22 protein-coding genes are annotated in these 24,448 nt (G+C 72.9%); 1 reads left to right on the top strand and 21 read right to left on the bottom strand.

Annotated features, from left to right (window positions below):
* Nucleotides 1-45: 45 nt before the first annotated feature.
* The 4 genes from C2865_RS12865 to C2865_RS12850 form a co-directional block, all read right to left on the bottom strand.
* A complete protein-coding gene (locus C2865_RS12865; protein ID WP_106398562.1) occupies nucleotides 46-1,464 on the bottom strand; it encodes a sensor histidine kinase in 1,419 nt (472 codons plus the stop codon).
* A complete protein-coding gene (locus C2865_RS12860; protein WP_106398561.1) occupies nucleotides 1,461-2,180 on the bottom strand; it encodes a response regulator transcription factor in 720 nt (239 codons plus the stop codon). The genes C2865_RS12865 and C2865_RS12860 overlap by 4 nt, the downstream gene beginning before the upstream one ends.
* Before the next feature lie 51 nt (nucleotides 2,181-2,231).
* Nucleotides 2,232-3,632, bottom strand: a complete 1,401-nt coding sequence (lnt, locus tag C2865_RS12855; protein WP_157963684.1) for an apolipoprotein N-acyltransferase — start codon at nucleotides 3,630-3,632, stop codon at nucleotides 2,232-2,234.
* A 248-nt stretch (nucleotides 3,633-3,880) separates the two neighbouring features.
* The gene (locus C2865_RS12850) at nucleotides 3,881-4,453 is read right to left on the bottom strand and encodes a GNAT family N-acetyltransferase (protein WP_106398559.1); all 573 of its coding nucleotides are present in this window, start codon (nucleotides 4,451-4,453) and stop codon (nucleotides 3,881-3,883) included.
* A gap of 77 nt (nucleotides 4,454-4,530) precedes the next feature.
* Here C2865_RS12850 and C2865_RS12845 point away from each other — a divergent pair, with 77 nt between their 5' ends.
* Nucleotides 4,531-6,012, top strand: a complete 1,482-nt coding sequence (locus C2865_RS12845; protein WP_106398558.1) for an aminopeptidase P family protein — start codon at nucleotides 4,531-4,533, stop codon at nucleotides 6,010-6,012.
* Between the two features lie 18 nt (nucleotides 6,013-6,030).
* Here the strand turns inward: C2865_RS12845 and C2865_RS12840 are convergent, their stop codons facing one another.
* From C2865_RS12840 to C2865_RS12760, 17 genes are all read right to left on the bottom strand, one after another.
* On the bottom strand, nucleotides 6,031-6,837 hold the full coding sequence (locus C2865_RS12840; RefSeq protein ID WP_106398557.1) for a PhzF family phenazine biosynthesis protein: 807 nt from the start codon (nucleotides 6,835-6,837) through the stop codon (nucleotides 6,031-6,033).
* Between the two features lie 310 nt (nucleotides 6,838-7,147).
* Complete coding sequence (locus tag C2865_RS12835) at nucleotides 7,148-8,614, bottom strand: glutamate synthase subunit beta (protein WP_106398556.1); 1,467 nt, start codon at nucleotides 8,612-8,614, stop codon at nucleotides 7,148-7,150.
* A gap of 11 nt (nucleotides 8,615-8,625) precedes the next feature.
* Nucleotides 8,626-13,197, bottom strand: coding sequence for a glutamate synthase large subunit (gene gltB / locus C2865_RS12830; protein ID WP_106398555.1), 4,572 nt, complete (start codon nucleotides 13,195-13,197; stop codon nucleotides 8,626-8,628).
* A 344-nt stretch (nucleotides 13,198-13,541) separates the two neighbouring features.
* Complete coding sequence (locus tag C2865_RS12825) at nucleotides 13,542-14,342, bottom strand: hypothetical protein (protein ID WP_106398554.1); 801 nt, start codon at nucleotides 14,340-14,342, stop codon at nucleotides 13,542-13,544.
* A complete protein-coding gene (locus C2865_RS12820) occupies nucleotides 14,339-15,112 on the bottom strand; it encodes a hypothetical protein (RefSeq protein ID WP_157963683.1) in 774 nt (257 codons plus the stop codon). The genes C2865_RS12825 and C2865_RS12820 overlap by 4 nt, the downstream gene beginning before the upstream one ends.
* Before the next feature lie 42 nt (nucleotides 15,113-15,154).
* A complete protein-coding gene (locus C2865_RS12815) occupies nucleotides 15,155-15,877 on the bottom strand; it encodes a VIT1/CCC1 transporter family protein (RefSeq protein WP_232835551.1) in 723 nt (240 codons plus the stop codon).
* Entirely contained in the window at nucleotides 15,874-17,328 is a 1,455-nt protein-coding gene (lgt, locus tag C2865_RS12810; RefSeq protein WP_106398552.1) for a prolipoprotein diacylglyceryl transferase, read from the bottom strand. Before lgt ends, C2865_RS12815 begins: the two co-directional genes overlap by 4 nt.
* A 120-nt stretch (nucleotides 17,329-17,448) precedes the next feature.
* Nucleotides 17,449-18,195, bottom strand: coding sequence for a DsbA family protein (locus C2865_RS12805; protein WP_106398551.1), 747 nt, complete (start codon nucleotides 18,193-18,195; stop codon nucleotides 17,449-17,451).
* Nucleotides 18,196-18,223: 28 nt separating this feature from the next.
* Nucleotides 18,224-18,772, bottom strand: a complete 549-nt coding sequence (locus tag C2865_RS12800; protein WP_157963682.1) for a DoxX family protein — start codon at nucleotides 18,770-18,772, stop codon at nucleotides 18,224-18,226.
* Between the two features lie 159 nt (nucleotides 18,773-18,931).
* Nucleotides 18,932-19,729: a tryptophan synthase subunit alpha gene (trpA, locus tag C2865_RS12795; protein ID WP_106398549.1), complete on the bottom strand. Its 798-nt coding sequence runs from the start codon at nucleotides 19,727-19,729 to the stop codon at nucleotides 18,932-18,934.
* Nucleotides 19,726-20,940 carry a tryptophan synthase subunit beta gene (gene trpB / locus C2865_RS12790; protein WP_106398548.1) on the bottom strand — a complete coding sequence of 405 codons (1,215 nt, stop codon included), beginning with the start codon at nucleotides 20,938-20,940 and terminating at the stop codon, nucleotides 19,726-19,728. Before trpB ends, trpA begins: the two co-directional genes overlap by 4 nt.
* Before the next feature lie 99 nt (nucleotides 20,941-21,039).
* Nucleotides 21,040-21,846, bottom strand: a complete 807-nt coding sequence (gene trpC / locus C2865_RS12785; protein ID WP_106398547.1) for an indole-3-glycerol phosphate synthase TrpC — start codon at nucleotides 21,844-21,846, stop codon at nucleotides 21,040-21,042.
* Nucleotides 21,847-21,925: 79 nt separating this feature from the next.
* Entirely contained in the window at nucleotides 21,926-22,351 is a 426-nt protein-coding gene (locus C2865_RS12780; protein ID WP_232835550.1) for a DUF2752 domain-containing protein, read from the bottom strand.
* 45 nt (nucleotides 22,352-22,396) lie between these two features.
* Nucleotides 22,397-22,924 carry a response regulator transcription factor gene (locus C2865_RS41400; protein WP_269802710.1) on the bottom strand — a complete coding sequence of 176 codons (528 nt, stop codon included), beginning with the start codon at nucleotides 22,922-22,924 and terminating at the stop codon, nucleotides 22,397-22,399.
* Nucleotides 22,925-23,084: 160 nt separating this feature from the next.
* Entirely contained in the window at nucleotides 23,085-23,702 is a 618-nt protein-coding gene (locus C2865_RS12770) for a Trp biosynthesis-associated membrane protein (protein ID WP_106398544.1), read from the bottom strand.
* Complete coding sequence (gene hisI, locus C2865_RS12765; protein ID WP_106398543.1) at nucleotides 23,699-24,100, bottom strand: phosphoribosyl-AMP cyclohydrolase; 402 nt, start codon at nucleotides 24,098-24,100, stop codon at nucleotides 23,699-23,701. The genes C2865_RS12770 and hisI overlap by 4 nt, the downstream gene beginning before the upstream one ends.
* 106 nt (nucleotides 24,101-24,206) lie before the next feature.
* A complete protein-coding gene (locus C2865_RS12760; protein ID WP_106398542.1) occupies nucleotides 24,207-24,413 on the bottom strand; it encodes a cold-shock protein in 207 nt (68 codons plus the stop codon).
* Nucleotides 24,414-24,448 lie beyond the last annotated feature (35 nt).

The raw sequence follows: 24,448 nt of genomic DNA, 5'->3' as shown, positions 1-24,448 counted from the left end.
GACCGTCCCGTACCCCGGAGATCATCGTGTGTCCCACCTTCCGGGTCAACGCGTTCCGGACGATCCGCCCGGCAGGGTGAGCCGGGCGGCCGTCCCGCCGCCCGGGGCGTTCTCCAGCCACACCGTCCCGCCCGCCTCCTGGACGACCTGGGCGACGATCGACAGGCCCAGTCCCGAGCCGGGCAGGCTGCGGGCCGAGGGCGAGCGCCAGAAGCGCTCGAAGACGTGCGTCAGGTCCTCCTCGGGGATGCCGGGGCCCTCGTCCCGGACGGTCAGCTCGCCCTTCTCCAGCACGACCTCGACGGTCCCGCCGGGCGGGCTGAACTTCACCGCGTTGTCGCAGAGGTTGACCACGGCCCGCTCCAGGGCGTCGGGGTGGCCCTGGACGTACCAGGGCTCCAGCCGGGCCGTCACGTTCAGACCGGGGCCGCGCAGCCGCGCCCGCTCCACCGCGTGGCCCACCACCTCGTGGAAGGCCACCTCCTCGTTCTGGCGGGTCTGGGCCGCGGGGCTGCCCAGCTGCAGCAGGTCGCCGACGAGGGTGGTCAGCTCGCGCATCTGGGCGCGCAGGCTGGCCAGCATGCCGCTCTTGGTCTCGGGGGGCAGCTCCCGGCCGCTCTCCTCGCTTCTGATCAGCAGGTCGATGTTGGTCTTCATGCTGGTCAGGGGGGTGCGCAGCTCGTGCCCGGCGTCGGCGATGAGGGCGCGCTGGCGCTCCCGCGAGGCCTCCAGCGCGGCGGTCATGGCGTTGAAGGAGCGGCTGAGGCGGGTGATCTCGTCGGCGCCCCGCTCGGGGATGCGCACCGACAGGTCCTCGGTCCTGGCGACCTCCTCGACGGCCTCGGCCAGCCGGTCGACCGGCCGCAGCGAGGCGCGGGCGGTGAGCAGCCCCGCCGCGGCCGAGACCCCCACGCCCAGCAGGGAGACGAGCGCCAGCGTGATCGCCAGGCCGTTCAGGGGCTCGGTGACCCGCTCCAGCGGCAGCGCCGTCATCAGCGCGCCCCGCTCGCCGGTGCCCCGGACCGAGAACGAGACGGTGTAGATCCGCACGTCGATCTCCCGCCCCGTGTAGTCGGTGCCGGTGCCGGTGTAGAGGACCTCCCGCAGGCCGCCGCCCGCCACCGCCTCGTCGGTCGGGGTGACCGGCATGACACCCTGGTCGGGGATGGTGCAGCGGGTCCCGTCCCGCCGGACCACCTGCTGCAGCTCCTCCCGGGGCGGCGGCCGCTCCGACCGGCGCCTGCTCCCCGCGGTCGGCTCCGAGGTGCAGTTGGTCAGCGCGTTGTAGGTGACGTTCTCCAGGAAGGGCCCCCCGGGCACCCTGCCGCTCAGCTGGCGGTCCAGTTCCGAGTACAGCTCCTGGCGGACCAGGAACCAGCTGGCCGTCGCGCAGACGGCCACGGCGACGGCGACGGCCGCGGCGATCAGCAGCGCCAGCCTCCCGCGCAGGGTGAGGCGTCTCATGAGGCGGCGCGCAGCGCGTACCCGACGCCCCGCACGGTGTGGACCAGCCGGGGGAGGCCGCCGAGCTCGGTCTTGCGGCGCAGGTACATCACGTACACGTCCAGGGAGTTGGACGCCGGTTCGAAGTCGAAGCCCCAGACGGTCTCCAGGATCTGCTCGCGGGTGAGGACCTGGCGCGGGTGGTGCAGGAACATCTCGAGCAGCATGTACTCGGTGCGGGTCAGCTCCAGGGGGCGTCCGTCGCGGGTGACCTCGCGGGTGAGGGTGTTCATGCGCAGCCCGGCGAACTCCAGGACCTCCTCCGGTTCCCGCGGCCCCGCCCCGGCGGAGTAGGCGCTGCGGCGCAGCAGGGCGCGGATGCGGGCCAGCAGCTCGTCCAGCTCGAACGGCTTGACGAGGTAGTCGTCGGCCCCGGCGTCCAGGCCGGTGACCCGGTCGCCGACCATGTCGCGGGCGGTGAGCATGAGCACCGGCACCCTCTCCCCCTGGGTGCGCAGCCTGCGGCAGGCGGTCAGCCCGTCCATGCGCGGCATCAGCACGTCCAGCACGATCAGGTCGGGCCGCAGTTTCTCGGCCCGCTCCAGCGCCTCGACCCCGTCGGAGGCCTCGCCGACCCGGTACCCCTCGAAGACCAGGCTGCTGGAGAGCGCCTGGCGCACCGCGGGCTCGTCGTCGACGACCAGGATGTGGGCGCGTGCCTCTTCGGGTTCGCTCATGTCCCCACGGTAACCAGCGCGCACACCGCCGTGGCCGTGCGGAGGACCTTCTCAGCGGGCTCTCATGGACTTCTCAGCCACCGGCCTCACGCCCAGGCCCGCCACCAGGAGCAGGCACAGCAGCGGCACCGCGTCGCCGAGCCTGGTGTAGAGCGTCCGCGTCCCGGCGCCGGGCGGCCGGAGGGCCGCGGTGGCCGCTCCCCGCCGGTCGGTGTCGAGCCATGCCAGGCGCCGCCCCCGGGAGTCGAAGGCGGCGGAGACGCCGGTGAGCGCCGCCTGGACCACCGGGCGGCCCGTCTCGGCGGCGCGCACCGCGGCCAGGGCGGCGTGCTGGGGCGGCGCCCAGCTCTCCTGGAAGGTGGAGGTGGAGGACTGGATGACGATCACCCGCGCGCCGCCGTCCACCGCTGCCCTGCCCAGGTCGGGGAAGGCGGACTCGAAGCAGATGACGGGGGCGACCGGCATGCCCCGCACGTCCAGGACGGCGCTGCCGGTACCGGGTACGCGGTCCTCGGAGGCGGCTCTGCTGATCTTCGTCAGCCAGCCGAAGGCGGGGCGCAGCGGGATGTACTCCCCGAAGGGCACCAGCCGGGTCTTGACGTACCTGCCGCGCTCGACGCCGTCGACGAGCAGCACCGAGGACTTGGAGATCCGGCCCCGCGCGTCGCGGGCGTCCTCGTTGACCAGCAGGGTGCCCAGGGGCGCCAGCCGCCCGCGCAGCCCGGGAGCCCGGCTCAGGTCGGTGCCCACGCTGCTCTCGCCCCACACGACCAGGTCGGCCCCGGTGATCCCGGCGGTGATCCGCTCCCCCGCCGCGAACCGCTCGGCGGGGTCGTCGACCACGCCGGGCTGGACGAGCGCCGCCCGCCACTCCCGTCCCTGCTCGCCCCCGCCGCCCGCCCACCAGGCCGCGGGGAGGGCGAGCGCGACGGCCGGCAGGACGAGCAGGACCCTGCGGTCGAACCGGGACAACGCCAGGGCCAGTGCCGTGTTGACCAGGACGAGGGCGAACGACACCAGCCACACCCCGCCGACGGACGCCAGAGCCAGCACCTCCGGAGAGCGCCACTGGCTCGTCCCGTACAGCGCCCACGGGCCGCCGAACCCGTGCCAGGAGCGCAGGTACTCGGCGGCCACCCACCCGGCGGGCAGGACGAGCAGGGCCTCCCATCCCCGGCAGGCACGGGCGGCCGCGCCCCACAGGGCCCAGGGCGCGCCGAAGACGGCGGCCACCGCCAGGAGGCCGGGGCCGATGCTGGGGGCCGTCCAGGAGAGCGCGGCCAGCAGGTACCCGGTGCCGAAGCACCAGCCCCGGCGCAGCGCCTGCCGCGAGGACGGCGCCGCGCGGAGCAGCAGCAGTCCCGGCACCAGTGCCGCCCACGCCAGCCACCCCAGGTCCGGCCGGGGAAAGGCCAGCACCGGCAGCGCGCCCGCCAGCAGGGACCAGATCACCCGTCCAGTCAATGCGCACGGCCGCCATCGGGCAAGTGCCCCGCGACGGCCACCGGTCCGGCCGCGCCTCAGGGCCCGGGGCCCCTCCCGCACGGGCACCGCCGAGCGGGACCCGACCCCGCCTCGTACCCGGGGCGCCTCCCGCACGGACACGGCGAAGCGAGGTCCGGCCGCGCCTCCGGGCCCGGGGCGCCGCCCGCACGGCCGGGCGGGGTCGGCCGCCGCCGTTTCGGGGCCCGGAGGGCGGGTCAGTCGTGGGCGCCGGGCCAGGGGCCGAGGGGGCGGGCCCAGACCGTCTCGACGGCGGTGCGGGTGTCGTAGACGTCGAAGCCCCGCTTGAGGTAGTTGGGCAGGGCGGCGGGGCCGTCCAGGGAGCAGGTGTGCAGCCAGACGCGCCGGGTGGGGGGCAGGTCCCAGCGGTCGGCCAGGTCCCAGGCGCGGGCGGCGGCCGCGGTGAGCAGGTGGCCGCCGATGCCCCGGCCGGCGAAGGCGGGCAGCAGCCCGAAGCAGACCAGCTCGACCTCGCCCGCGCCGCCGGCGGGGTGCAGTTCGGCGTAGCCGGCGGGGGTGCCGCGGTCCCAGGCCAGCCAGGTCTCGACCCCGGGGCGCGCCAGCCACTCGGCCCAGTCCCGGTGGGACCAGGGCAGCCGGTCCGTCCACAGGTGGTCGCCGCCGACCGCCAGGTAGAGGTAGCGGCTGAGTTCGGGGCTGGGCACCTCGGCCCGCACCACCTCCACCGGCGCGGGCCTGGCCGGGACCAGCCGCTCGGGGGAGGTCTGCTCCAGGTACCAGGTGGTCACCTCGGTCTGCCGGGTCTCCATGGGAGGCGATCCTAGGGGTTTCCCGGCCGCGGCGGCAGGGCCGGTCCGCACCTGGTCTCCGCAGCTAGAATGGGTCGATGACACCCTCCAGCGGCGCTTCCCGTGACGGCGGCGACGACCGTTTCGTCACTGGTAGTCACGATCTCCCCATTCCTCCGGCGCTCGCCGAGTTCTTCAAGCACGGCTGGGCCGACACGAACGTCTCCCCGCCGCCGCTTCCGGCCGCCGTCTACGCCGCCAAGCGCCGGGCCGCGGTGTCCGCCCGGTTCCCCGGCGAGCGGCTCGTGGTGCCCGCGGGCGGGCTGAAGGTGCGCAGCAACGACTGCGACTACGCGTTCCGGCCGCACACGGCGTTCGCGCACCTGACGGGCGAGACCGCCACCGAGGCGGTGCCCGAGGCGGTGCTGGTGCTGGAGCCGACGCCGTCCGGCCACGAGGCGGTCCTGTTCACCCACCCGCGCTCTCCCCGCGACGGCAGCGCCCTGGGCGCGCAGTTCTACCGGGACCGCAGGCACGGCGAGCTGTGGGTGGGCCGCCGCCGCACCCTCGCCGAGACCGAGGACGCCTTCGGGCTGGCCGCCGCCGATCTGGAGACCCTTCAGTCGCGGCTGGGCGGCGGGGTGCCCACCCGGGTGGTGCGCGACGTCGACCCGGCCGTCGACGCGATGGTCGGCCCGCACGCCGACGACGGCGCCGACCGGGAGCTGCACGCGGCGCTGGCCGAGCTGCGCCTGGTCAAGGACGAGTGGGAGGCCGCCCAGCTCGCCGCCGCGGTCGGCCACACCATCACCGGGTTCACCGACGTGGTCGCCGAACTGCCGTACGCCTCGCGGCTGGCCCGCGGGGAGCGCTGGGTCGAGGGCGTCTTCAACCGCCGCGCCCGCCTGGAGGGCAACGGCCCCGGCTACGAGACGATCGCCGCCGCGGGGGCGCACGCCTGCGTGCTGCACTGGATCCGCAACGACGGGCCGGTCCCCGAGGGCAGCCTCCTGCTGCTGGACGCCGGCGTCGAGGTCGACTCCTTCTACACCGCCGACATCACCCGCACCCTGCCCGTCGGCGGCCGGTTCACCGACGCCCAGCGGCGCGTCTACGACCTGGTGTACGCCGCCCAGGAGGCCGGGATCGCCGCGGTGAGGCCCGGCGCGCGGTTCCGCGACTTCCACCAGGCCGCGATGCGCGTGATCGCCGAGGGCCTGGACGACTGGGGCCTGCTCCCCGGCGGCGCCGAGGCGGCCCTGGACCCCGAGTCCGGCCTGTACCGCCGCTACACCCTGTGCAGCTCGGGCCACATGCTCGGCATGGACGTGCACGACTGCGCCAAGGCCCGCGCGGAGACCTATCTGGACGGCGTCCTGGAGGCCGGCCAGGTCCTCACCGTCGAGCCGGGCCTCTACCTCCAGCCCGACGACCTCACCCTCCCCGAGGAGCTGCGCGGCATCGGCGTCCGCATCGAGGACGACCTCCTGGTCACCGAGGACGGCGCCGTCAACCTGTCGGCCTCCCTCCCCCGGCGGGCCGACGAGATCGAGACCTGGATGGCCGGCCTCACGGGCTGACCCGCGCGGGGCCGCCCTTCAGACCAGGAGGTCGCCCCTGAGGACGGTGACGGCCTGGCCGGTCAGCAGGACCCTGTCGCCGCGGACGGCGACCCCCACGAGCCCCTCGCGCTCGGACAGCTGGCGGCCCGTGAGGGCCGTCCTGTCCAGGCGCTCGGCCCAGTAGGGGGCGAGCATGCAGTGGGCGGAGCCCGTCACCGGGTCCTCGTCGATGCCCACGGCGGGGGCGAAGAAGCGGGAGACGAAGTCCTCGGTGGCGGTGTCCTCGGCCGGCGCCGTCACGCAGACGCCGCGGGCGTCGATCGTGGCCAGGAGGGCGAGGTCGGGGTTGAGGCGGCGCACCGTCGCGGCGTCGGGGACGACCGCCAGGACGTCGTTCTGGGCGTTGTGCGCCACCCATTCGGGTTCGACGCCCAGGCCGGCGGCCAGGCCCGCGGGGGGCTCCGCCATCCGGGCGGCGGGCACGGCGGGGAAGTCCAGCTCCAGGCCCCGCCCGGTGCTCCGCACGGTGAGCAGGCCGCTCCTGGTGTGGAACTCGGCCGCCTCGTCCCCGGCCACGATGCCCTCGGTGAACAGGACGTGCGCGGTGGCGAGCGTCGCGTGGCCGCACAACCGCACCTCCACGGCGGGCGTGAACCAGCGCAGCTCGAAGCCGCCCGTCTCCAGCGGGCGGACGAAAGCCGTCTCCGAGTGCCGCATCTCGGCGGCCACGCGCTGCATCCAGCTCTCTGACGGAGCCACCGCGGGCCCCTCCAGCAGGCACACCCCGGCGGGGTTGCCGCGGAACGGCTGGTCGGTGAAGGCGTCCACGACGAAGATCCGCATGTCACCACCCTAAGCCGGGAAGCCCGCCACAGCACGACACCCTGCCGCCCTCCGGCACCCGCCGCCCGCGACCGGTCACCGAAAGCACATCAGGACGCGCCGTCCGCGGACCGCCAGAGCACGCTCTCCACCGCACAACACGCTGAGGCACGCCATCCTAGAAACCGCCCGAACACACGAATCGCCGTGGAGAACGCGCCAGGGCACGCCGCCCTGCGAACCGCCCGGGTACGCGAGCCGCCGTGGAGAACGCGCCGGGGCGCGTCCCCGAGAGGGGACGCGCCCTGGTGTCGTGCGGGACTGCGTGTGATCAGGCGATGGGGCGGGCGGTCGGGGGGATCGGGTAGGGCAGGGCGGTCTCGCCCTGCAGGTCCCGGTCCACGCGGGAGGCGGCCGCACGGCCCTCGGCGATCGCCCAGACGATCAGGGACTGGCCGCGGCCCATGTCGCCGGCCACGTAGACGCCGTCGACGGAGGAGCGGTAGTCCAGGTCGCGGACCACGTTGCCGCGGCCGTCCAGCTCGACGCCGAGCTGCTCGAGCAGCCCCTCCTTCTGCGGGCCGAGGAAGCCCATGGACAGGGTGACCAGCTCGGCCGGGATCTCCCGCTCGGTGCCCTCGATCGGCTTGAAGCCGGTCTCGGGGCCCTCGACGTCCACCAGGCGCAGCGCCTTGACGTCGCCGTTCTCGTCGCCGACGAAGCCCAGGGTGTTCACCGCGTAGACCCGGGGGCCTCCGGCGGCGTCCAGCTCCTCGTGGGCGCTCTCGACCTTGAACAGCATCGGGTAGGTCGGCCAGGGCTGGTGGCCCGGCCGGGCCTCCGGCGGCCGCGGCATGATCTCCAGCTGGGTGACCGAGGCCGCCCCCTGGCGCAGCGCGGTGCCGATGCAGTCGGCGCCGGTGTCGCCGCCGCCGATGACCACGACGTGCTTGCCCTCGGCGGTGATGGTCGGCTCGGCCAGCACGCCCTCGGCGACCTGGTTGGCGACCGGCAGGTACTCCATCGCCTGGTAGACGCCCTTGAGCTCGCGCCCGGGCACGTTCAGGTCGCGCCACGCGGTGGCGCCGCCCGCCAGGACGACCGCGTCGTACCCGGCGCGCAGCTCCTCGGCCGTGACGTCCACGCCGACGTTGACGCCGGTCTTGAAGACCGTGCCCTCGGCGCGCATCTGGTCCAGCCGCCGCTCGACGTGCCGCTTCTCCATCTTGAACTCGGGGATGCCGCGGCGCAGCAGGCCGCCCGCGACCTCCGCGCGCTCGTAGACGACCACGTCGTGGCCGGCGCGGGTGAGCTGCTGGGCGGCGGCCAGGCCCGCGGGCCCGGAACCGACGACCGCGACCTTCTTGCCGGTCTTGACGGCCGGGGGCTGCGGCTTGACCCAGCCCTCCTGCCAGGCGCGGTCGATCAGCTCGGCCTCGACCCGCTTGATCGTCACCGGGTCCTGGTTGATGCCCAGGACGCAGGCGGTCTCGCACGGCGCCGGGCACAGCTTGCCGGTGAACTCCGGGAAGTTGTTGGTGGCGTGCAGGCGCTCGATGCCGCCGTGCCAGTCCTGCTTGTAGACCAGGTCGTTCCACTCGGGGATGAGGTTGCCCAGCGGGCAGCCCTGGTGGCAGAACGGGATGCCGCAGTCCATGCACCGGCTGGCCTGGCGCTCCAGGACCGGCTTCTGGAAGTCCTCGTAGACCTCCTTCCAGTCACGGATCCGCACGTCCACCGGACGCCGGGCCGGCAGCTCACGCCGCGTGACCTTCAAAAACCCCTTCGGGTCAGCCATCGAGGTACCTCCTATCCCTGAGCCGCGGCCATGACGGCCTCGTCGACGTCGCGTCCTTCGGCTTCGGCAGCGGCCATGGCCGCCAGCACCCGCTTGTAGTCACGCGGCATGATCTTGCTGAAGCGCTCCACCGCCGAATCCCACTCGGAGAGCAGCTTCGCGGCGACCGTGGAGCCGGTCTCCTCGGCGTGCCTGGCCACCAGGCCGCGCACGAACGCGCGGTCGTCGCCGGTGAGCGTCTCGACCTCCACCATCTCGGGGTTGACCCGCTGCGCGTTGAGGTCGAGCACGTAGGCGATGCCGCCGGACATGCCCGCCGCCACGTTGCGGCCGGTCCGGCCGAGGATGACGACGCGGCCGCCGGTCATGTACTCCAGCGCGTGGTCGCCCACGCCCTCCACGACCGCGGTGGCGCCGGAGTTGCGGACGCAGAAGCGCTCGCCCACCAGGCCGCGCAGGAAGACCTCGCCGGACGTCGCGCCGTACAGCAGCACGTTGCCCGCGATGATCTGCTCCTCGGCGGCGAACGTCGCCGTCGGGTCGGGCCGCACGCTGATCCGGCCGCCGGACAGGCCCTTGCCCAGGTAGTCGTTGGAGTCGCCGACCAGGCGCAGGGTGATGCCCCGGGGCACGAAGGCGCCGAAGGAGTTGCCGGCCGAGCCGGTGAAGGTGACGTCGATGGTGTCGTCGGGCAGGCCCTCGCCGCCCCACTTCTTGGTCAGCTCGTGGCCGAGCATGGTGCCGACGGTCCGGTTGACGTTGCGGATCGGCAGTTCCAGCTTCACCTTGTCGCCGAACGCGATCGCGCCCTCGGCGAGCTGGATCAGCGTGTTGTCCAGCGCCTTCTCCAGGCCGTGGTCCTGGGCGGTCGTGCAGCGCAGCGCGGCGCCCTCGGGCAGCTCGGGCTTGTGGAAGACCGGCGTCAGGTCCAGGCCGGCGGCCTTCCAGTGCTCGACCGCCGCGCGGGTCTCCAGCACCTCGACCTGGCCGATGGCCTCGTCGAGGCTGCGGAAGCCCAGCTCGGCCAGGAGCTCGCGCACCTCCTGGGCGATGAACTCGAAGAAGTTCACCACGAACTCGGGCTTGCCCGAGAAGCGCTCGCGCAGCACCGGGTTCTGGGTGGCCACGCCCACCGGGCAGGTGTCCAGGTGGCAGACCCGCATCATGACGCAGCCGGAGACGATCAGCGGCGCGGTCGCGAAGCCGTACTCCTCGGCGCCCAGCAGGGCGGCGATGACCACGTCGCGGCCGGTCTTCATCTGGCCGTCGGTCTGCACCACGATCCGGTCGCGCAGGCCGTTGAGCAGCAGGGTCTGCTGGGTCTCGGCCAGGCCCAGCTCCCAGGGGGAGCCGGCGTGCTTGAGCGAGGTGAGCGGGGAGGCGCCGGTGCCGCCGTCGTGCCCGGAGATCAGGACGACGTCGGCGTGCGCCTTGGACACGCCCGCCGCGACCGTGCCGACGCCGACCTCCGAGACGAGCTTCACGTGCACGCGGGCCCGGGGGTTGGCGTTCTTCAGGTCGTGGATGAGCTGGGCGAGGTCCTCGATCGAGTAGATGTCGTGGTGCGGCGGCGGCGAGATGAGGCCGACGCCCGGCGTGGAGTGCCGGGTCTTGGCCACCCACGGGTAGACCTTGTGGCCGGGCAGCTGCCCGCCCTCGCCGGGCTTGGCGCCCTGGGCCATCTTGATCTGGATGTCGTCGGCGTTGGTCAGGTACTCGGCGGTGACGCCGAACCGGCCGGACGCGACCTGCTTGATCGCCGAGCGGCGGGAGTCGCCGTTGGCGTCGGGGGTGAACCGCGCCGGGTCCTCGCCGCCCTCACCGGTGTTGGACTTGGCGCCCAGCCGGTTCATGGCGATCGCGAGGGTCTCGTGCGCCTCGGCGGAGATGGAGCCGTAGGACATCGCACCGGTGGAGAACCGCTTGACGATCTCGCTGACCGGCTCGACCTCCTCGACCGGGATCGAGGGGCGGCCCGGCTTGAAGGAGAACAGCCCGCGCAGGGTCATCAGCCTGGCGGACTGGTCGTCCACCAGCGAGGTGTACTCCTTGAAGATCTCGTAGCGCCGCGTCCGCGTGGCGTGCTGCAGCTTGAAGACCGTCTGCGGGTCGAACAGGTGCGGCTCGCCCTCGCGGCGCCACTGGTACTCGCCGCCGACCTCGAGGGTGCGGTGCGGGGTCTCGTTGCCGCCGGCCGGGTAGGCGCGGGCGTGCCGCCTGGCGACCTCGTCGGCGATCACGTCGAAGCCGTTGCCGCCGAGCTTGGAGACGGTGCCGGTGAACGCGTAGTCGATCACCTCGGCGCCCAGGCCGATGGACTCGAAGATCTGCGCGCCGGTGTAGGACGCGACGGTCGAGACGCCGATCTTGGACATGACCTTCAGGATGCCCTTGCCGTACGCCTTGACCGCGTTGTGCACCGCCTTGTCCGCGGCGGCCTCCAGGTCCTCGCCCAGCGCGGGCAGCTCGCCGCGGCGGGCCAGGTCCTGCACGGTCTCCAGCGCCAGGTACGGGTTGACGGCCGAGGCGCCGTAGCCGACGAGCAGCGCCATGTGGTGGCACTCGCGGGCCTCGCCGGTCTCGATGACCAGGCCGACCTGGGTGCGGGTCTTCTCCCGGATCAGGTGGTGGTGCACCGCGCCGGTGAGCAGCAGCGAGGGGATCGCCGCCAGCGAGGAGTCGGCGCCGCGGTCGGACAGCACGATGACGCGCGCGCCGGCCGCGATGGAGCGCGACACCTCCGAGCAGATCTCGTCCAGGCGGGCGCGCAGCGCGGCGCCGCCTCCGGCGACCTTGTACAGGCCGTGCACGACGTGGGCCTGCAGGTGCGGCAGGGATCCCTCGTCGTTGATGTGGATGATCTTGGCCAGCTCGTCGTTGTCCAGGATCGGGGTGGGCAGCACCAGCCGCTTGCAGGAGTCCGGGCCCGGCGCCAGCAGGTTGCCTTCGGGGCCGAGGGTGGACTGCAGCGAAGTGATCATCTCTTCGCGGATGGCGTCCAGCGGCGGGTTGGTGACCTGCGCGAACAGCTGCTTGAAGTAGTCGAACAGCAGGCGCGGCTTCTCCGACAGGGCGGCGACGGGCGTGTCGGTGCCCATGGAGCCGATCGGCTCGGCGCCGGTCCTGGCCATGGGGGCCAGGATGACGCGCAGCTCCTCGTTGGTGTAGCCGAAGGTCTGCTGGCGCTTGACCAGCGTCTCGTGCGTGGGGATCTCGCGCTCGCGGCGCGGCAGCTCCTCGAAGCGCACCAGGCCCTCGTCCAGCCACTGCTGGTAGGGCTGCTCGGCGGCGAGGGAGGCCTTGACCTCGTCGTCCTCGACGATCCGGCCGGCCTCGGTGTCGACCACGAAGATCTTGCCGGGCTGGAGGCGGCCCTTGCGGACCACCTTCGACGGCTCGATGTCCAGCACGCCGGACTCCGAGGAGAGCACGACCAGGCCGTCGTCGGTCACCCAGTAGCGGCCGGGGCGCAGGCCGTTGCGGTCCAGGACCGCGCCGACGACGGTGCCGTCGGTGAACGAGACCGACGCGGGGCCGTCCCAGGCCTCCATCAGGGTGGAGTGGAACTCGTAGAAGGCCCGGCGGGCCGGGTCCATCTCGGTGTGGTTCTCCCACGCCTCGGGGATCATCATCAGCACCGCGTGCGGCAGCGAGCGGCCGCCCAGGTGCAGCAGCTCCAGCGCCTCGTCGAAGGACGCGGTGTCGGAGGCCTCGATGTCGATGACCGGGAAGATCCGGGAGATGTCGCCGGGCAGCACGTCGGAGGCGAGCAGCGCCTCGCGGGCGCGCATCCAGTTCCGGTTGCCCTTGACCGTGTTGATCTCGCCGTTGTGGGCGAGGTAGCGGTACGGGTGGGCCAGCTCCCAGGCCGGGAAGGTGTTGGTGGAGAACCGCGAGTGCACCAGCGCGATCGCGGTGTCGTAGCGGCGGTCCGACAGGTCGGGGTAGAAGGGCTCGAGCTGCGGGGTCGTCAGCATGCCCTTGTAGACGATCGTGCGGCTGGACAGGCTCGGGAAGTACACCCGTACGTCCTGCTCGATGCGCTCGCGGGCGCAGAACACCACGCGGTCCAGCTCGATGCCGGTGGCCCCGGCGAACGGGCCGTCCTCGGCCGCGCCCACGAAGAGCTGCCCGAAGTGCGGCATCACCCGGCGGGCGGCCGGGCCGCAGAAGTCCGGGTCGGTCGGCGGCTCGCGCCAGCCCAGGACGGTCAGGCCCTCCTCGGCCATGACGGCGTGGACGTGCGCGACCGCGGCGGCGCGTTCGGCCTCCTCCGCCGGCAGGAACGCCAGGCCCGCGGCGTAGGCGCCGGCCTCGGGCAGCGGGAAGTCCACGACCTCGCGGAAGAACGCGTCGGGGATCTGCGTGAGGATGCCCACGCCGTCGCCGTCGTCGGGCTCCGCGCCGACCGCGCCGCGGTGGTCGAGGTTGCGCAGGACGGTCAGGGCGTGTTCCACGATCCCGTGGCTCTTGCGCCCGTGCAGATCGGCCACCATGCCGACGCCGCAGGCGTCGTGCTCGTTGGCCGGGTCGTAGAGACCCTGCGCTTCAGGCTGACCAGGTGTGAGGGCAGCAGCCGCCATCAACCCTCCCGTTCGTTCACTCACTGTCAACTGACCAGTGCAGTTCGGGACGGCGTTGGCCCTGCTGCGAAGTATTACCTAGAGGTTACATCACTGTCCGGAACGTGCCCGACTGACCGGGTTGACGAAATTTTCATGGATTTCATGATCCTCTGCCGAGCCGGCCGGTAGCTGTCATCATCGATCAGCTCCTGGGCACGCCGTTCCCCGGCCTCGATCAGCGAACACGACCGAGACCGTTCCGTATGCTTACCCCATGATAGCGGGACAAACCAGACCCGCCAGGTCTAGACCTGTCTGTTAACGGGTGATCAACCTCACCGTTCACCCAGGTTTCGGCAGGTTCACCCCGCGGCACGTGCGTAGATCCCCTCCGCCTTGGCCGCCGTCACCACCAGTGACAGCAGGGGGCCGCTGGTGCCCTCCCCCTTTCCGTCGGCGCGGTCGGCCCACGTGATCAGCGCGTAGTGGCCCATCGCCAGACCCCGGGCGAGGCTGAACCCTTCACCGAACCCTTTCGGAGACTTATCCGGAAGTTTTACGAAACCTCCTGAGCCGGCGCCGAACGCCTCGACCGCGCGGTCCGCCGCGTCCTCGTCCCCCAGGTTGTACACCGCGACGAGGACCCGGAAGCCCTTCTTCTCGTCGGTGTACAGGCCCCGCACCGCCTGGGTGCAGCCCCCGTCCTGCAGGACCTCGCCCAGGCCCCGGCCCCAGACCGCCTTGCCGCAGTCGTCGTCCAGCACCGACAGGCGCAGCGCGGGCTCGGCGCCGGACACCTCGTCCTTCAGCGTGTCCTTCTTGGGGAACATCTCCTCGGCCGACAGCGGCGCGGAGTCCTCCTCCCGGGTGGCGATCTCCGCGAACACCTCGGTCGACGGCGAGGAGGAGTAGCTGTCGGGCGCCAGCCCCGTCACGACGGGACGGCTCATGGGGACCTTCGCCTCGGCCTGCCGCCGTTCGGTCTTCTCCTTGGGCCACATCACCGCCAGCACCAGGATGAGCACCACCACCAGGACGCCGCCCACCCCTGCCGCGGCGAAGAACACCTGCGACCGGTCCTTCTTCTTGCGGCCCTGGGCGCCGGGAGGCCGCTTCGGCTGCTGACGGGGCGCTTCCGGCCGCCCCTCCTGCGGGCCCGTCATTGCGGATCGAGCTGGACCAGCCTGCCCCAGGCGAAGTCCTCGGGCTTCTGGACCGCCAGGCTGCTGTCGATCAGCTCGTTCATGGCCTGGGGCTGCGCGCCGTCGGCCAGCCCCACCCAGCTCATGATCACGTAGTGGCCGATGGCCTGGGAGTAGGCGGCGGTGAAGCCGCTGCCGAAGTCCTGCACGCCCGGGATGGGCAGCGGCCGGACGAAACCGCCCTGCAGCGACGGGTCGAGGCTGTTGAGCACCTGCTGGGCGCTCTTGGCGTCCACCATGTTGATCGCGGCGAACACGCCCGCGTACTTCTTGTCCTTGGACAGGTAGGCGCCCCTGGCCATCTGGCTGCACTCCCCGCGCCGCAGCGTCTGCAGGAGGAGGTCGCCCCAGGCGCCCCGCACGCAGTTGGCGGAGACCTCGCTCTTGACCAGGGTGAAGGCGTACTCGCGGTAGGAGACCTCCTTGGCCTCGCCGAACACCTCGCCCTCGGTGAAGGCGCGGATGTCCGCGGAGCGCTGCCCCAGCGCCGCGCTCTCCTGGCTGGGGGTCTGCGGCACGTACACGTCCGGCAGGTGGCTGCCCGGCGGGACCTCGACCTCGCCGTCGTCCTTCTGGACCACGTACCACACCGCGCCGCCGACGATCAGCAGCAGCGCCAGCAGCGCGCCGACCAGGATCCTGCCCTTGGGCGGCTCCGCCTCGTTCTCCGGCCAGAAGCCGTCCTCGCCCGCGCCTTTGGGCTTGTTGCGGGACCGGGCCTGTGAACTCATGCCGCCTGCCGTCTCCTCCATGCGAATCCGTCGCGGGTGAGCCTATAGCCCGCTGACCCCGATCAGGACGCCTATGCCGTAGGTGAGGAGGGCGGCCGCCGCCCCGAACGACAGCTGGCGCAGGCCGCTGAACCACCACGAGCGGGCGGTGACCTTGGAGACCAGCATCCCGGCCGAGAACAGCCCCAGGGCCGCGACCAGCGCGGCGGGCCACAGCTCCACGGTGCCCAGCAGGTAGGGCAGCACCGGCAGGATCGCGCCGATGCTGAAGGACGCGAACGAGGAGAAGGCCGCCAGCCACGGCGAGGGCAGCTCGCCCGGCACCACGCCCAGCTCCTCGCGGGCGTGCACCTCCAGCGCCTCCGCGGGGTCGCGGTGCAGGGCGGCGGCGACCTCGGCGGCCAGTTCCGGGCTGAGGCCGCGCTCCTCGTACCGCGCGGCCAGCTCGGCCCGCTCGGCGGCCGGATGGGTCTCCAGCTCCCGGCGCTCCACCTCGATCTCGGCCTCGGCCAGCTCCGACTGGGAGGCCACCGAGACGTACTCGCCGACGCCCATCGAGAACGCGCCCGAGGCCAGGCCGGCCAGCCCCGCCAGAACGATCACCTGGCGGGGCGCCTGGCCGCCGGCCAGGCCCGCGATCAGGGCGAAGTTGGAGACCAGCCCGTCCATCACCCCGAACACCGCGGGCCGCAGCCAGCCGCCCTGCACGTCCCGGTGATGGTGGCGTTCGGGCGGCCGCCCGCGGCCCAGGTCGGACGGACTCACGCCTCGCCCTTGGCCGTCTTCACCGCCGTCTCGCCGTCACCGGGCTCGGCGGGCTCGGGCACGTCCTCGTCCCGCACCCGCGCGTCCTCGTCCTCGTCGGGCGCCGCGGCCCCGTCCTCCGCCCGGGAGCCCCCGGCCTCCTCCGCGACGGGAACCTCCGCCACCACGGGCTCAGGCTTCACCGCGGACTCGGGCTCCGCCACCGGCTCGGCCTCCGCCACGGACTCGGGCTCCACCGCGGACTCGGGCTCCGCCACCGGCTCGGCCTCCGCCACGGACTCGGGCTCCACCGCGGACTCGGCTTCCGCCACCGGCTCAGCCTCGACCACCGGCTCAGGCTCCACCACCGGCTCGGCCTCCGCCACCGGCTCAGCCTCCAACACGGGCGCAGGCTCCACCACCGGCTCGGCCTCCGCCACCGGCTCGGCCTCCAGCACGGGCTCGGGGGCCTTCTCCGCCGGGGCGGGCTCCCGCACGGTCTCGGTCTCCGGTTCCGCGGGCACGGCGGGCTTCGCCTCGTCCGCGTCCTCGGTGAGCGGCACGGCGGCCGCCGGGACCGGTTCCTTCCCGCCGTCCGCGGGCTCGGCGGCGCCGTCCTCGGGCACGGGGCGCAGGGTGAGCGGCTCCGGCACCTGGGCCTTGCCGCGGTTGAGGTAGAGGTAGGCCGCGGCGGCGAGGAAGAGGACGATCGCGGTGTAGTCGTTGAGGCGCAGGCCGAAGAACTCGTGCGCGGGGTCGATCCGCAGCGCCTCGATCCAGCCGCGGCCCAGCGTGTAGCCGGCGACGTACAGCGCGAACGAGCGGCCGTGGTTGAGGTTGAAGCGGCCGCCGGCCCAGATGACGACGATCGCCAGGGCCAGGCACCACAACGACTCGTACAGGAACGTCGGGTGGTAGGTGCCGACCGTCTCGTACTGGGGCAGCACCGCCCCGAACTCGTCCTTCGGCCGGTGCGCGAAGTCGATCTCCACCGCCCACGGCAGGTCCGTCGGCTTGCCGTACAGCTCCTGGTTCCACCAGTTGCCCCAGCGGCCGATCGCCTGGGCGAGCGCGATGCCGGGGGCGACGGCGTCGGCGAACGGGGCCAGCCGCACGTTCATGCGGCGGCAGCCGATCCAGGCGCCGACCGCGCCGAGCGCCACCGCGCCCCAGATGCCGAGCCCGCCGTTCCACACCTTCAGGGCGTCGAGCGGGTCGCGCCCGTCGCCGAAGTACATCTGGTGGTCGGTGATCACGTGGTAGAGCCGGCCGCCGACCAGGCCGAACGGCACGGCCCACACGGCCACGTCGACCACGGTGCCGGGGCGGCCGCCCTTGGCGGTCCAGCGCTTCTCCCCCAGCCAGACCGCGACGACGACACCGATAATGATCATCAGCGCGTAGGCCCGCAGCGGGAAGGGCCCGAGCTGCCAGACGCCCTGCGAGGGGCTGGGAATCGAGGCGAGGTGCATGACCGCTGACGTTACCGCGTTCGAGGCCCTTCTCGTGCCATCGAGGACAACGAGCCGGTCACCTCCGAGAAGGTGACCGGCTCGCCGTGAACTTCCCCTTACCGGGGCGCTGCCGCGGGATTACTTCGCGGCGGCGACCGCCTTCTCCAGGTCGCCCGGAGAGAAGGCCGCGTCGGTGATGTTCTCGCCGTCGAGCTTGACGGTGGGGGTGGACTCGACCTGCGCGGTGTTCAGCGCGTACTCGGTCATCGCGGTCACCTGTGCGTTCTTCTGGCCGTCCTTGACGCAGCTCTCGAACTCCGCGCCGGTGATCCCGGCCTCGCCCGCCCAGTCGATCAGGTCGTCGTTCTCGAAGCCGACCGAGCCCTCCCGGGGCTGGTTGGCGAAGATCCTGTCGTGGAAGGGCACCCACTTGTCGGCGGGGGCGCACAGCGCGGCGTTGGCGGCCCGCTCGGAGTTGGACTTCAGCGGATCCTGGCTGAACAACCGGAACGGCCGGAAGACGACCTTGACCTTGCCCTCGGCGGCCAGCCGCTTGATCGTGTCACCGCTGGTGTCCTCGAGGTTCTTGCAGGCCGGGCACTGGAAGTCCTCGTAGATCTCCAGGACCGGGGCGGTCACCCCCGCCTTGGCCATGACGATCGAGCCGTCGGCCTCGCGGGTGGTGGGCGCGATCGCCCCGGCGTACTCCTCGCTCTTGTCCTTGCCGGAGTTCACCAGGATCACCAGGCCGACCACGGCCACGATCAGCACCAGCGCGCCGCCGATCGCGGTGAGCATGCGCTTGCGCCTGTCCCGCTGCGCCTCGATCCTGCGCTGCTCGGCCAGTCTCTCCCGCGCGGACCTGTCCCGCGTGGCCTTGCCCATCGGTTCCCCTTTCGAACCCGTCACTCGTCTACAGCCCCAGGCGGCGGTCCACCGACAGCCGTCCCGGGGGGAACACCGCGATCCAGACGGCCAGCGCGAGATAGCCGAGGTCCCGCATGATCTCCTGCGGGTACTTCGTCTCCCCCTCCGCGACGGCCCCGCCGCCACCGAAGCAGCCGCAGTCGATGTTCAGGCCGCGGGCCCACACCGAGGCTATGCCCGCGATGAAAACGGCCATCAGCAGGGCGGAGATCACGGCGCTGAAGCGGGTGACGAAGCCCGCCAGCAGCAGCAGCGCCAGCACCATCTCCAGGACCGGCAGGCCGTAGCCGACCGCCCCCGCCAGCCCCTCGGGCAGCAGTTCGTAGGCCTCCACGGCCTGGCGCTGCAGCGCGGGGGGCTCGGTGAACTTCACCCAGCCCGCCCAGAACAGCACGCCGGCCAGCGCCACGCGGGCGGCCGACGTCGTCCACTGGATCCAGGCGCGGGAGGCGAGCCCCCGCTCCTCGTGTTCCTCGTGCTCTTCGAACTCTTCGTGCTCTTCGTGTCCGGAGGTCTCGTGCGCTTCGACCGCCATGGTCCTCACCCGATTCTCGTCTTCGCCCGGAGCAGACTAGGCCGGGGCCCGTAAGGCCGCCGTCAGTCGCCTTCGGTGATGCGGCGGACACCGAACGTCGAGGATAGCGGCAAGAACGCCGGTGACCGGAACGATTCCGGTCACCGGCGTCCGCGGCTTTCACCGGCCGGCGCGCACGCCTTCGGCCAGTTCGGCGGCGAGCTCGTGCACGGCCTTGAGCCCGGCGGCCTGCGAGGGCGCGTCCAGGAGCCGCTTGATGAAGGCGGAGCCGACGATGACGCCGTCGGCGAACCCGGCGACCTCGGCCGCCTGCGCGCCGGTGCTGACGCCCAGGCCCAGCCCGACGGGCAGGTCGGTGTGCGCCTTGGTGCGGGCCACCAGCCCGGCCGCGCCGGTGTCGATGGCGCTGCGGGCGCCGGTGACCCCCATGAGGGAGGCGGCGTAGACGAAGCCCCGGCAGACCGAGGTGATCTTCTCGATGCGCTCCTCGGTGGAGCTCAGCGCGACCAGGAACACCTTGTCGAGATCGAGGGAGTCGGCCGTCTCCAGCCACTCCCGCCCTTCCTCGGGGGTGAGGTCCGGGGTGATCAGGCCCGCCCCGCCGGCGTTCTTCAGCTCGGCGGCGAACCGCTCGACGCCGTAGCGGTCGACCGGGTTCCAGTAGGTCATGACCAGGGTCTGCGCGCCGGTGGAGGCCACGGCCTCGACCGTGCGGAAGACGTCCGCCAGGCGGGCCCCGCCGGTCAGCGAGCGGTGCACCGCGTCCTGGATGGTGGGGCCGTCCATCAGCGGGTCGGTGTAGGGCAGGCCGATCTCGATGACGTCGCAGCCGCCGGCGACCATGGCCTTGGCGGCCTCGACGGCGCCGTCGACGGACGGGAAGCCGGCCGGCAGGTAGCCGACCAGGGCCGCGCGGTTCTCGGCGGCGGCCTTCTCGAAGGCGATGGAGACGCTCACTTGCCCTCCTCCGGCATCAGGCCGAAGTAGGCGGCCGCGGTGTGCATGTCCTTGTCGCCGCGGCCCGAGAGGCTGACGACGATGGCCGCGTCCGGGCCGAGCTCCCGGCCGACCTTGAGCGCGCCGGCCAGGGCGTGCGAGGACTCGATCGCCGGGATGATGCCCTCGGTGCGGCACAGCAGCGCGAAGGCCTCCATGGCCTCGGCGTCGGTGATCGCGCGGTAGGTGGCGCGGCCGGTGTCGTTCAGCCACGAGTGCTCGGGGCCGACGCCCGGGTAGTCCAGGCCCGCGGAGATCGAGTGGGACTCCACGGTCTGGCCCTCCTCGTCCTGCAGGAGGTAGGTGCGCATGCCGTGGATGACGCCGACGGAGCCCTTGGTGATGGTCGCGGCGTGCCGGTCGGTCTCCACGCCCTCGCCCGCGGCCTCGAAGCCGTACAGCCGCACGCCCTCGTCCGGGATGAACTCGTGGAAGATGCCGATGGCGTTGGAGCCGCCGCCCACGCAGGCCACGACCGCGTCGGGCAGGCGGCCGAGCAGGTCGAGCGCCTGCTGCCGGGCCTCGACGCCCATGACGCGCACGAAGTCGCGGACCATCATCGGGAACGGGTGCGGGCCCATCACGGTGCCGATGACGTAGTGGGTGTGCTCGACGGTGGAGACCCAGTCGCGGAACGCCTCGTTGACGGCGTCCTTGAGGGTGCGGCTGCCGTTCTTGACCGGCACGACCTCGGCGCCGAGCATGCGCATGCGGGCGACGTTCAGCGCCTGGCGCTGGGTGTCGACCTCGCCCATGTAGACGGTGCACTCCAGGCCGAGCAGGGCCGCGGCGGTGGCGGTGGCCACGCCGTGCTGGCCGGCGCCGGTCTCGGCGATCACCCGCCGCTTGCCCATGCGCCGGGTCATCAGCGCCTGGCCCAGCACGTTGTTGATCTTGTGCGAGCCGGTGTGGTTGAGGTCCTCGCGCTTGAGCAGGATGCGGGCGCCGCCCGCGTGCTCGGCGAAGCGCTTCGCCTCGGTCAGCAGGCTCGGCCGGCCCGCGTAGTTGGTCAGCAGGTCCTGGAACTCCGCCTGGAATCCCGGGTCCTGCCGTGCCTTGTCGTACTCGGTCTCGAGCTGGTCGAGAGCCGCCATCAGGGCCTCGGGGGCGAACCGCCCGCCGAAGCGCCCGAACCGCCCCGCCGCGTCAGGCAGGGCACTTTCGATGGTCATGGGTCTTCCTGTCGATGGTGTAGGGGATGTTCAGCCGGAACGCCGACCCCTGCGCCATCGTTCGCGCGGTGCGCGTCCGGTGCGGGTCATGCCCCGATCTTATTTGCCCTGGCGCAGCGCCGGGTGCGTCCCGGCCGCGACCAGGTCGGCGACCGCGGTGCGCGGGTTCCTGCCGGTGACGAGGCTCTCCCCGACCAGCACGGCGTCCGCGCCGGCGGTGGCGTAGGCCAGGAGGTCGTGCGGTCCCCGTACCCCGGATTCGGCGATCTTGATCACCCCGTCGGGGATCAGCGGCGCGAGCCGCGCGAAGGTGCCGCGTTCGACCTCGAGGGTCTTGAGGTTGCGGGCGTTGACGCCGATCACCTTGGCCCCGGCGGCGACGGCCCGCGCCACCTCCTCCTCGGTGTGCACCTCCACCAGCGGGGTCAGCCCGATCGACTCGGCACGCTCGATCAGCGAGACCAGGGCCTCCTGCTCCAGCGCCGCCACGATGAGCAGCGCGAGGTCGGCCCCGTGGGCGCGCGCCTCCCACAGCTGGTAGGCGGTGACGATGAAGTCCTTGCGCAGCACGCAGATGTCGACGTTGGCACGGACGGCCGCCAGGTCCTCCAGGCTGCCGCCGAACCGGCGGCCCTCGGTCAGCACGCTGATGACCTTCGCGCCGCCCGCCTCGTAGTCGCGGGCGAGCGCTGCCGGGTCGGCGATCGCGGCCAGCGCGCCCTTGGAGGGGCTGCTGCGCTTGACCTCGGCGATCACCGAGACCCCGTCGGAGCCCAGCGCGCGCAGCGCGTCCCGCGGCGGCGCGGCCGAGGCGGCCCGCTCCTTGAGGTCCTCCAGCGAAACGGTCTTCTGCCGTTCCGCGAGATCCGCGAGTACTCCGTCGATGATCTCGTCGAGAACGCTCACGGTTGTCCCCTCATCACGGTGCCCTGTCCGTACCCGATGGTAGCCGCCCGCCGCTCCCGGCGGGCACGAGCCCCACACTCTACGGGGCCAGCACCCGCCCCTGCGGCAGGTTCCTGAGCACCCAGAAAACCAAGATCGACCCGGTCAGCGCAACGATCGCCACCCTGCTTCCGAGCCTGGTCCGCACCGGTACGCCCCGCCAGGACGCCACCGTCCACAGTCCCCACAGGTATCCCCCGACCGGCAGCAGCAGAAAAACCAGCGCGTTCTTCGAGAACGCCTCCGCGAGCCGCCCGTGGGCCAGCTCGTACGTCATCCGCAATCCGCCGCACCCCGGGCAGGACAGCCCCGTCACCGCCAGGAAGGGGCACACCGGGTAGTGCCCGGCCTCGTACGGGCTGACCATCCCCACGAAGGCCGCTCCAGCGGCGCCCGCGGCCAGCACTCCCAGCGGCGCGGCCATCCGCCGCCACCGCCCCTCGGCCCGTCCCGACACAGCTGTCACGCACCAAAACTACCCCTCGGGCCCCCGCGGAACCCGGGAAGGGGATCAGCCCGCCACGTAGCCGACGCCGCGGACCGTGCGGATGGGGCTGGCGGGCCCCAGTTTCCCGCGCAGCTGGGCTATGTGGACGTCCACCGTGCGCACCCCCGCGTTGGCGCCCGCGGGCCAGGAGGAGGCCAGGAGCTGCTCGCGGGTGAAGACCCGGCCGGGGTGGCGCAGGAGGTGGGCGAGGAGGTCGAACTCGGTGGCGGTCAGGGGGGTGGGGGCGCCGCCGATGTGCACGGTGCGGGTCTGGGGGTCCAGGGTGAGCCCGCCGGCGTGCAGGACGTCGGCGGCGGTGTCGTCGGCGCGGGCCCGCAGGGCGTCGGCGATGGCGGCCAGCAGGGTGCGCGGGCCGAAGGGCCGGGGGATGGTGTGGTTCTTGGCGGGGGCGCGTCCGGGCGGGGCGGCGGCGGTGGGGCCGGGCGGGACGACGCTGATGACGGGCGCGGGCTTGGCGGCGTCGGTGACGCGGCGCTGCAGGTCGGTGGCGGTCAGCGGCGGGGGGAGTTCGGAGAGGTCCAGGACGACCACGTCGGGACGCGTCTCGGCGAGCGCGGCCAGGACGCGGGTGCGGTCCGGCTCGACGACGACGTGGTAGCCCTCGCGGGTCAGGTAGAGCCGCTGGAGGGCGGCGACATCGGGGTCGTGCTCGACGACGAGGACGGTGCCGCCGGACTCGGGGGTGCCGATCTCAGTGCTCCTCGGGGTCGGCGGCGGTGGGGTCCTCGCCGCGGTCCAGGGACTTCCACAGGGCGGCGGGGTCGTCGGCCCGCGCCCGTCCGCCGGCCTTGGCCCCGCGGTCGTAGCGCGCCGACATGCCGGGCCAGTGGCGGCCCCGGACGGCGGTGAGCAGGCCCGCCAGGACGGTCAGCACACCGCCGGCGGCCGACCACGCCGGCCATGCCGTCGTCGTGACGGTGTGGGGGTCGGCGGCGTTGAAGAGCGCGGAGACGTCCGCGGCGGCCTTCGCGACCGAGGAGGCGTCGGCGGCGGTCAGGGACAGCACGCAGACGGCCGCGCCCAGAAGGGCCAGCACCGTTCCCACGGCGATCCTGGCGCGGCCGCGGGTGGCCGCCAGAGCCGCCAGGGCGGCCAGGGACGCCCAGCCGAGCGCCCCGGTGGCGGTGAGGGCCTCTCCTGCCACCTGGAGGTTCTCGGCGCCCTGTGCGGCCGGGTCGACCGTCGCCCAGGTGCGGCCGGAGGCGTAGACGACCAGGGAGGCGCCCGCCGCGCAGACCCCCGCGGCCAGGAGCGCCTCCCGGCCGCGGGAGGCGGGTCTCGGGCCGGCCTCCCGCGCGGGCGCGGTCATTCCGAGCGGCTCCCCACCAGGGCCCCGAGGTCGTCGGCGTCCCAGCAGGTGCGGTCGCCGGTGTGGCAGGCCGCGCCGACCTGGTCGACCTGGACCAGCAGGGCGTCGCCGTCGCAGTCGAGGGCGGCGGACTTCACCCACTGGGAGTGCCCGGAGGTCTCGCCCTTGACCCAGTACTCCTTGCGGCTGCGCGACCAGAACGTGCAGCGGCCGGTGGTGAGGGTGCGGTGCAGCGCCTCGTCGTCCATCCAGCCCATCATGAGCACCTCGCGGGTGTCGTGCTGCTGGACGATCGCGGGGACGAGGCCCTCCTCGTTCCGCTTCAGGCGGGCGGCGATCTTCGGGTCGAGTGCTGTGGAGTTCGGGGCCGCGGGCCCTTGCGCTGACATGCCCTCCATTCTGCCGCCTCCAAGCCGCCGGACCGCACCGGGACCTGCACATGTGACAAGCCCGCCCCGCGGCGGCGGGGCGGGCTTGTCAGGATGTATCCGGACGAGGGGGTACTTACAGGGGGCGGACCTGGTCGGCCTGCGGCCCCCGGGTGCCCTGGGTCACCTCGAACTCGACGCGCTGCGCCTCGTCCAGGCTGCGGTAGCCGGAGCTCTGGATCGCCGAGTAGTGGACGAAGACGTCGGGTCCTCCGCCGTCCACGGCGATGAAGCCGTAGCCCTTCTCGGCGTTGAACCACTTCACGGTGCCCTGCTGGGGCATGGTCTTTCTCCTTGCGGCAAAACACGGCGCCACAC

Origin of the sequence: Actinocorallia populi, assembly GCF_002995495.1 — a bacterium.
GTDB lineage: Bacteria > Actinomycetota > Actinomycetes > Streptosporangiales > Streptosporangiaceae > Actinocorallia > Actinocorallia populi.
This window is presented reverse-complemented; position numbering and strand designations above follow the sequence as displayed.

Bases quoted from the DNA above. Each gene is read 5' to 3' on its own strand.
- C2865_RS12835 (WP_106398556.1), bottom strand. From the start codon at position 8,614: ATGGCTGACCCGAAGGGGTTTTTGAAGGTCACGCGGCGTGAGCTGCCG.
- C2865_RS12865 (WP_106398562.1), bottom strand. From the start codon at position 1,464: ATGAGACGCCTCACCCTGCGCGGGAGGCTGGCGCTGCTGATCGCCGCG.
- trpB (WP_106398548.1), bottom strand. From the start codon at position 20,940: ATGACCATCGAAAGTGCCCTGCCTGACGCGGCGGGGCGGTTCGGGCGC.
- C2865_RS12840 (WP_106398557.1), bottom strand. From the start codon at position 6,837: ATGCGGATCTTCGTCGTGGACGCCTTCACCGACCAGCCGTTCCGCGGC.
- hisI (WP_106398543.1), bottom strand. From the start codon at position 24,100: ATGGAGGGCATGTCAGCGCAAGGGCCCGCGGCCCCGAACTCCACAGCA.
- C2865_RS12820 (WP_157963683.1), bottom strand. From the start codon at position 15,112: ATGAGTTCACAGGCCCGGTCCCGCAACAAGCCCAAAGGCGCGGGCGAG.
- C2865_RS12800 (WP_157963682.1), bottom strand. From the start codon at position 18,772: ATGGCGGTCGAAGCGCACGAGACCTCCGGACACGAAGAGCACGAAGAG.
- C2865_RS12825 (WP_106398554.1), bottom strand. From the start codon at position 14,342: ATGACGGGCCCGCAGGAGGGGCGGCCGGAAGCGCCCCGTCAGCAGCCG.
- C2865_RS12850 (WP_106398559.1), bottom strand. From the start codon at position 4,453: ATGGAGACCCGGCAGACCGAGGTGACCACCTGGTACCTGGAGCAGACC.
- C2865_RS12770 (WP_106398544.1), bottom strand. From the start codon at position 23,702: ATGACCGCGCCCGCGCGGGAGGCCGGCCCGAGACCCGCCTCCCGCGGC.
- C2865_RS12760 (WP_106398542.1), bottom strand. From the start codon at position 24,413: ATGCCCCAGCAGGGCACCGTGAAGTGGTTCAACGCCGAGAAGGGCTAC.
- gltB (WP_106398555.1), bottom strand. From the start codon at position 13,197: ATGGCGGCTGCTGCCCTCACACCTGGTCAGCCTGAAGCGCAGGGTCTC.
- lgt (WP_106398552.1), bottom strand. From the start codon at position 17,328: ATGCACCTCGCCTCGATTCCCAGCCCCTCGCAGGGCGTCTGGCAGCTC.
- C2865_RS12860 (WP_106398561.1), bottom strand. From the start codon at position 2,180: ATGAGCGAACCCGAAGAGGCACGCGCCCACATCCTGGTCGTCGACGAC.
- C2865_RS12845 (WP_106398558.1), top strand. From the start codon at position 4,531: ATGACACCCTCCAGCGGCGCTTCCCGTGACGGCGGCGACGACCGTTTC.
- C2865_RS12805 (WP_106398551.1), bottom strand. From the start codon at position 18,195: ATGGGCAAGGCCACGCGGGACAGGTCCGCGCGGGAGAGACTGGCCGAG.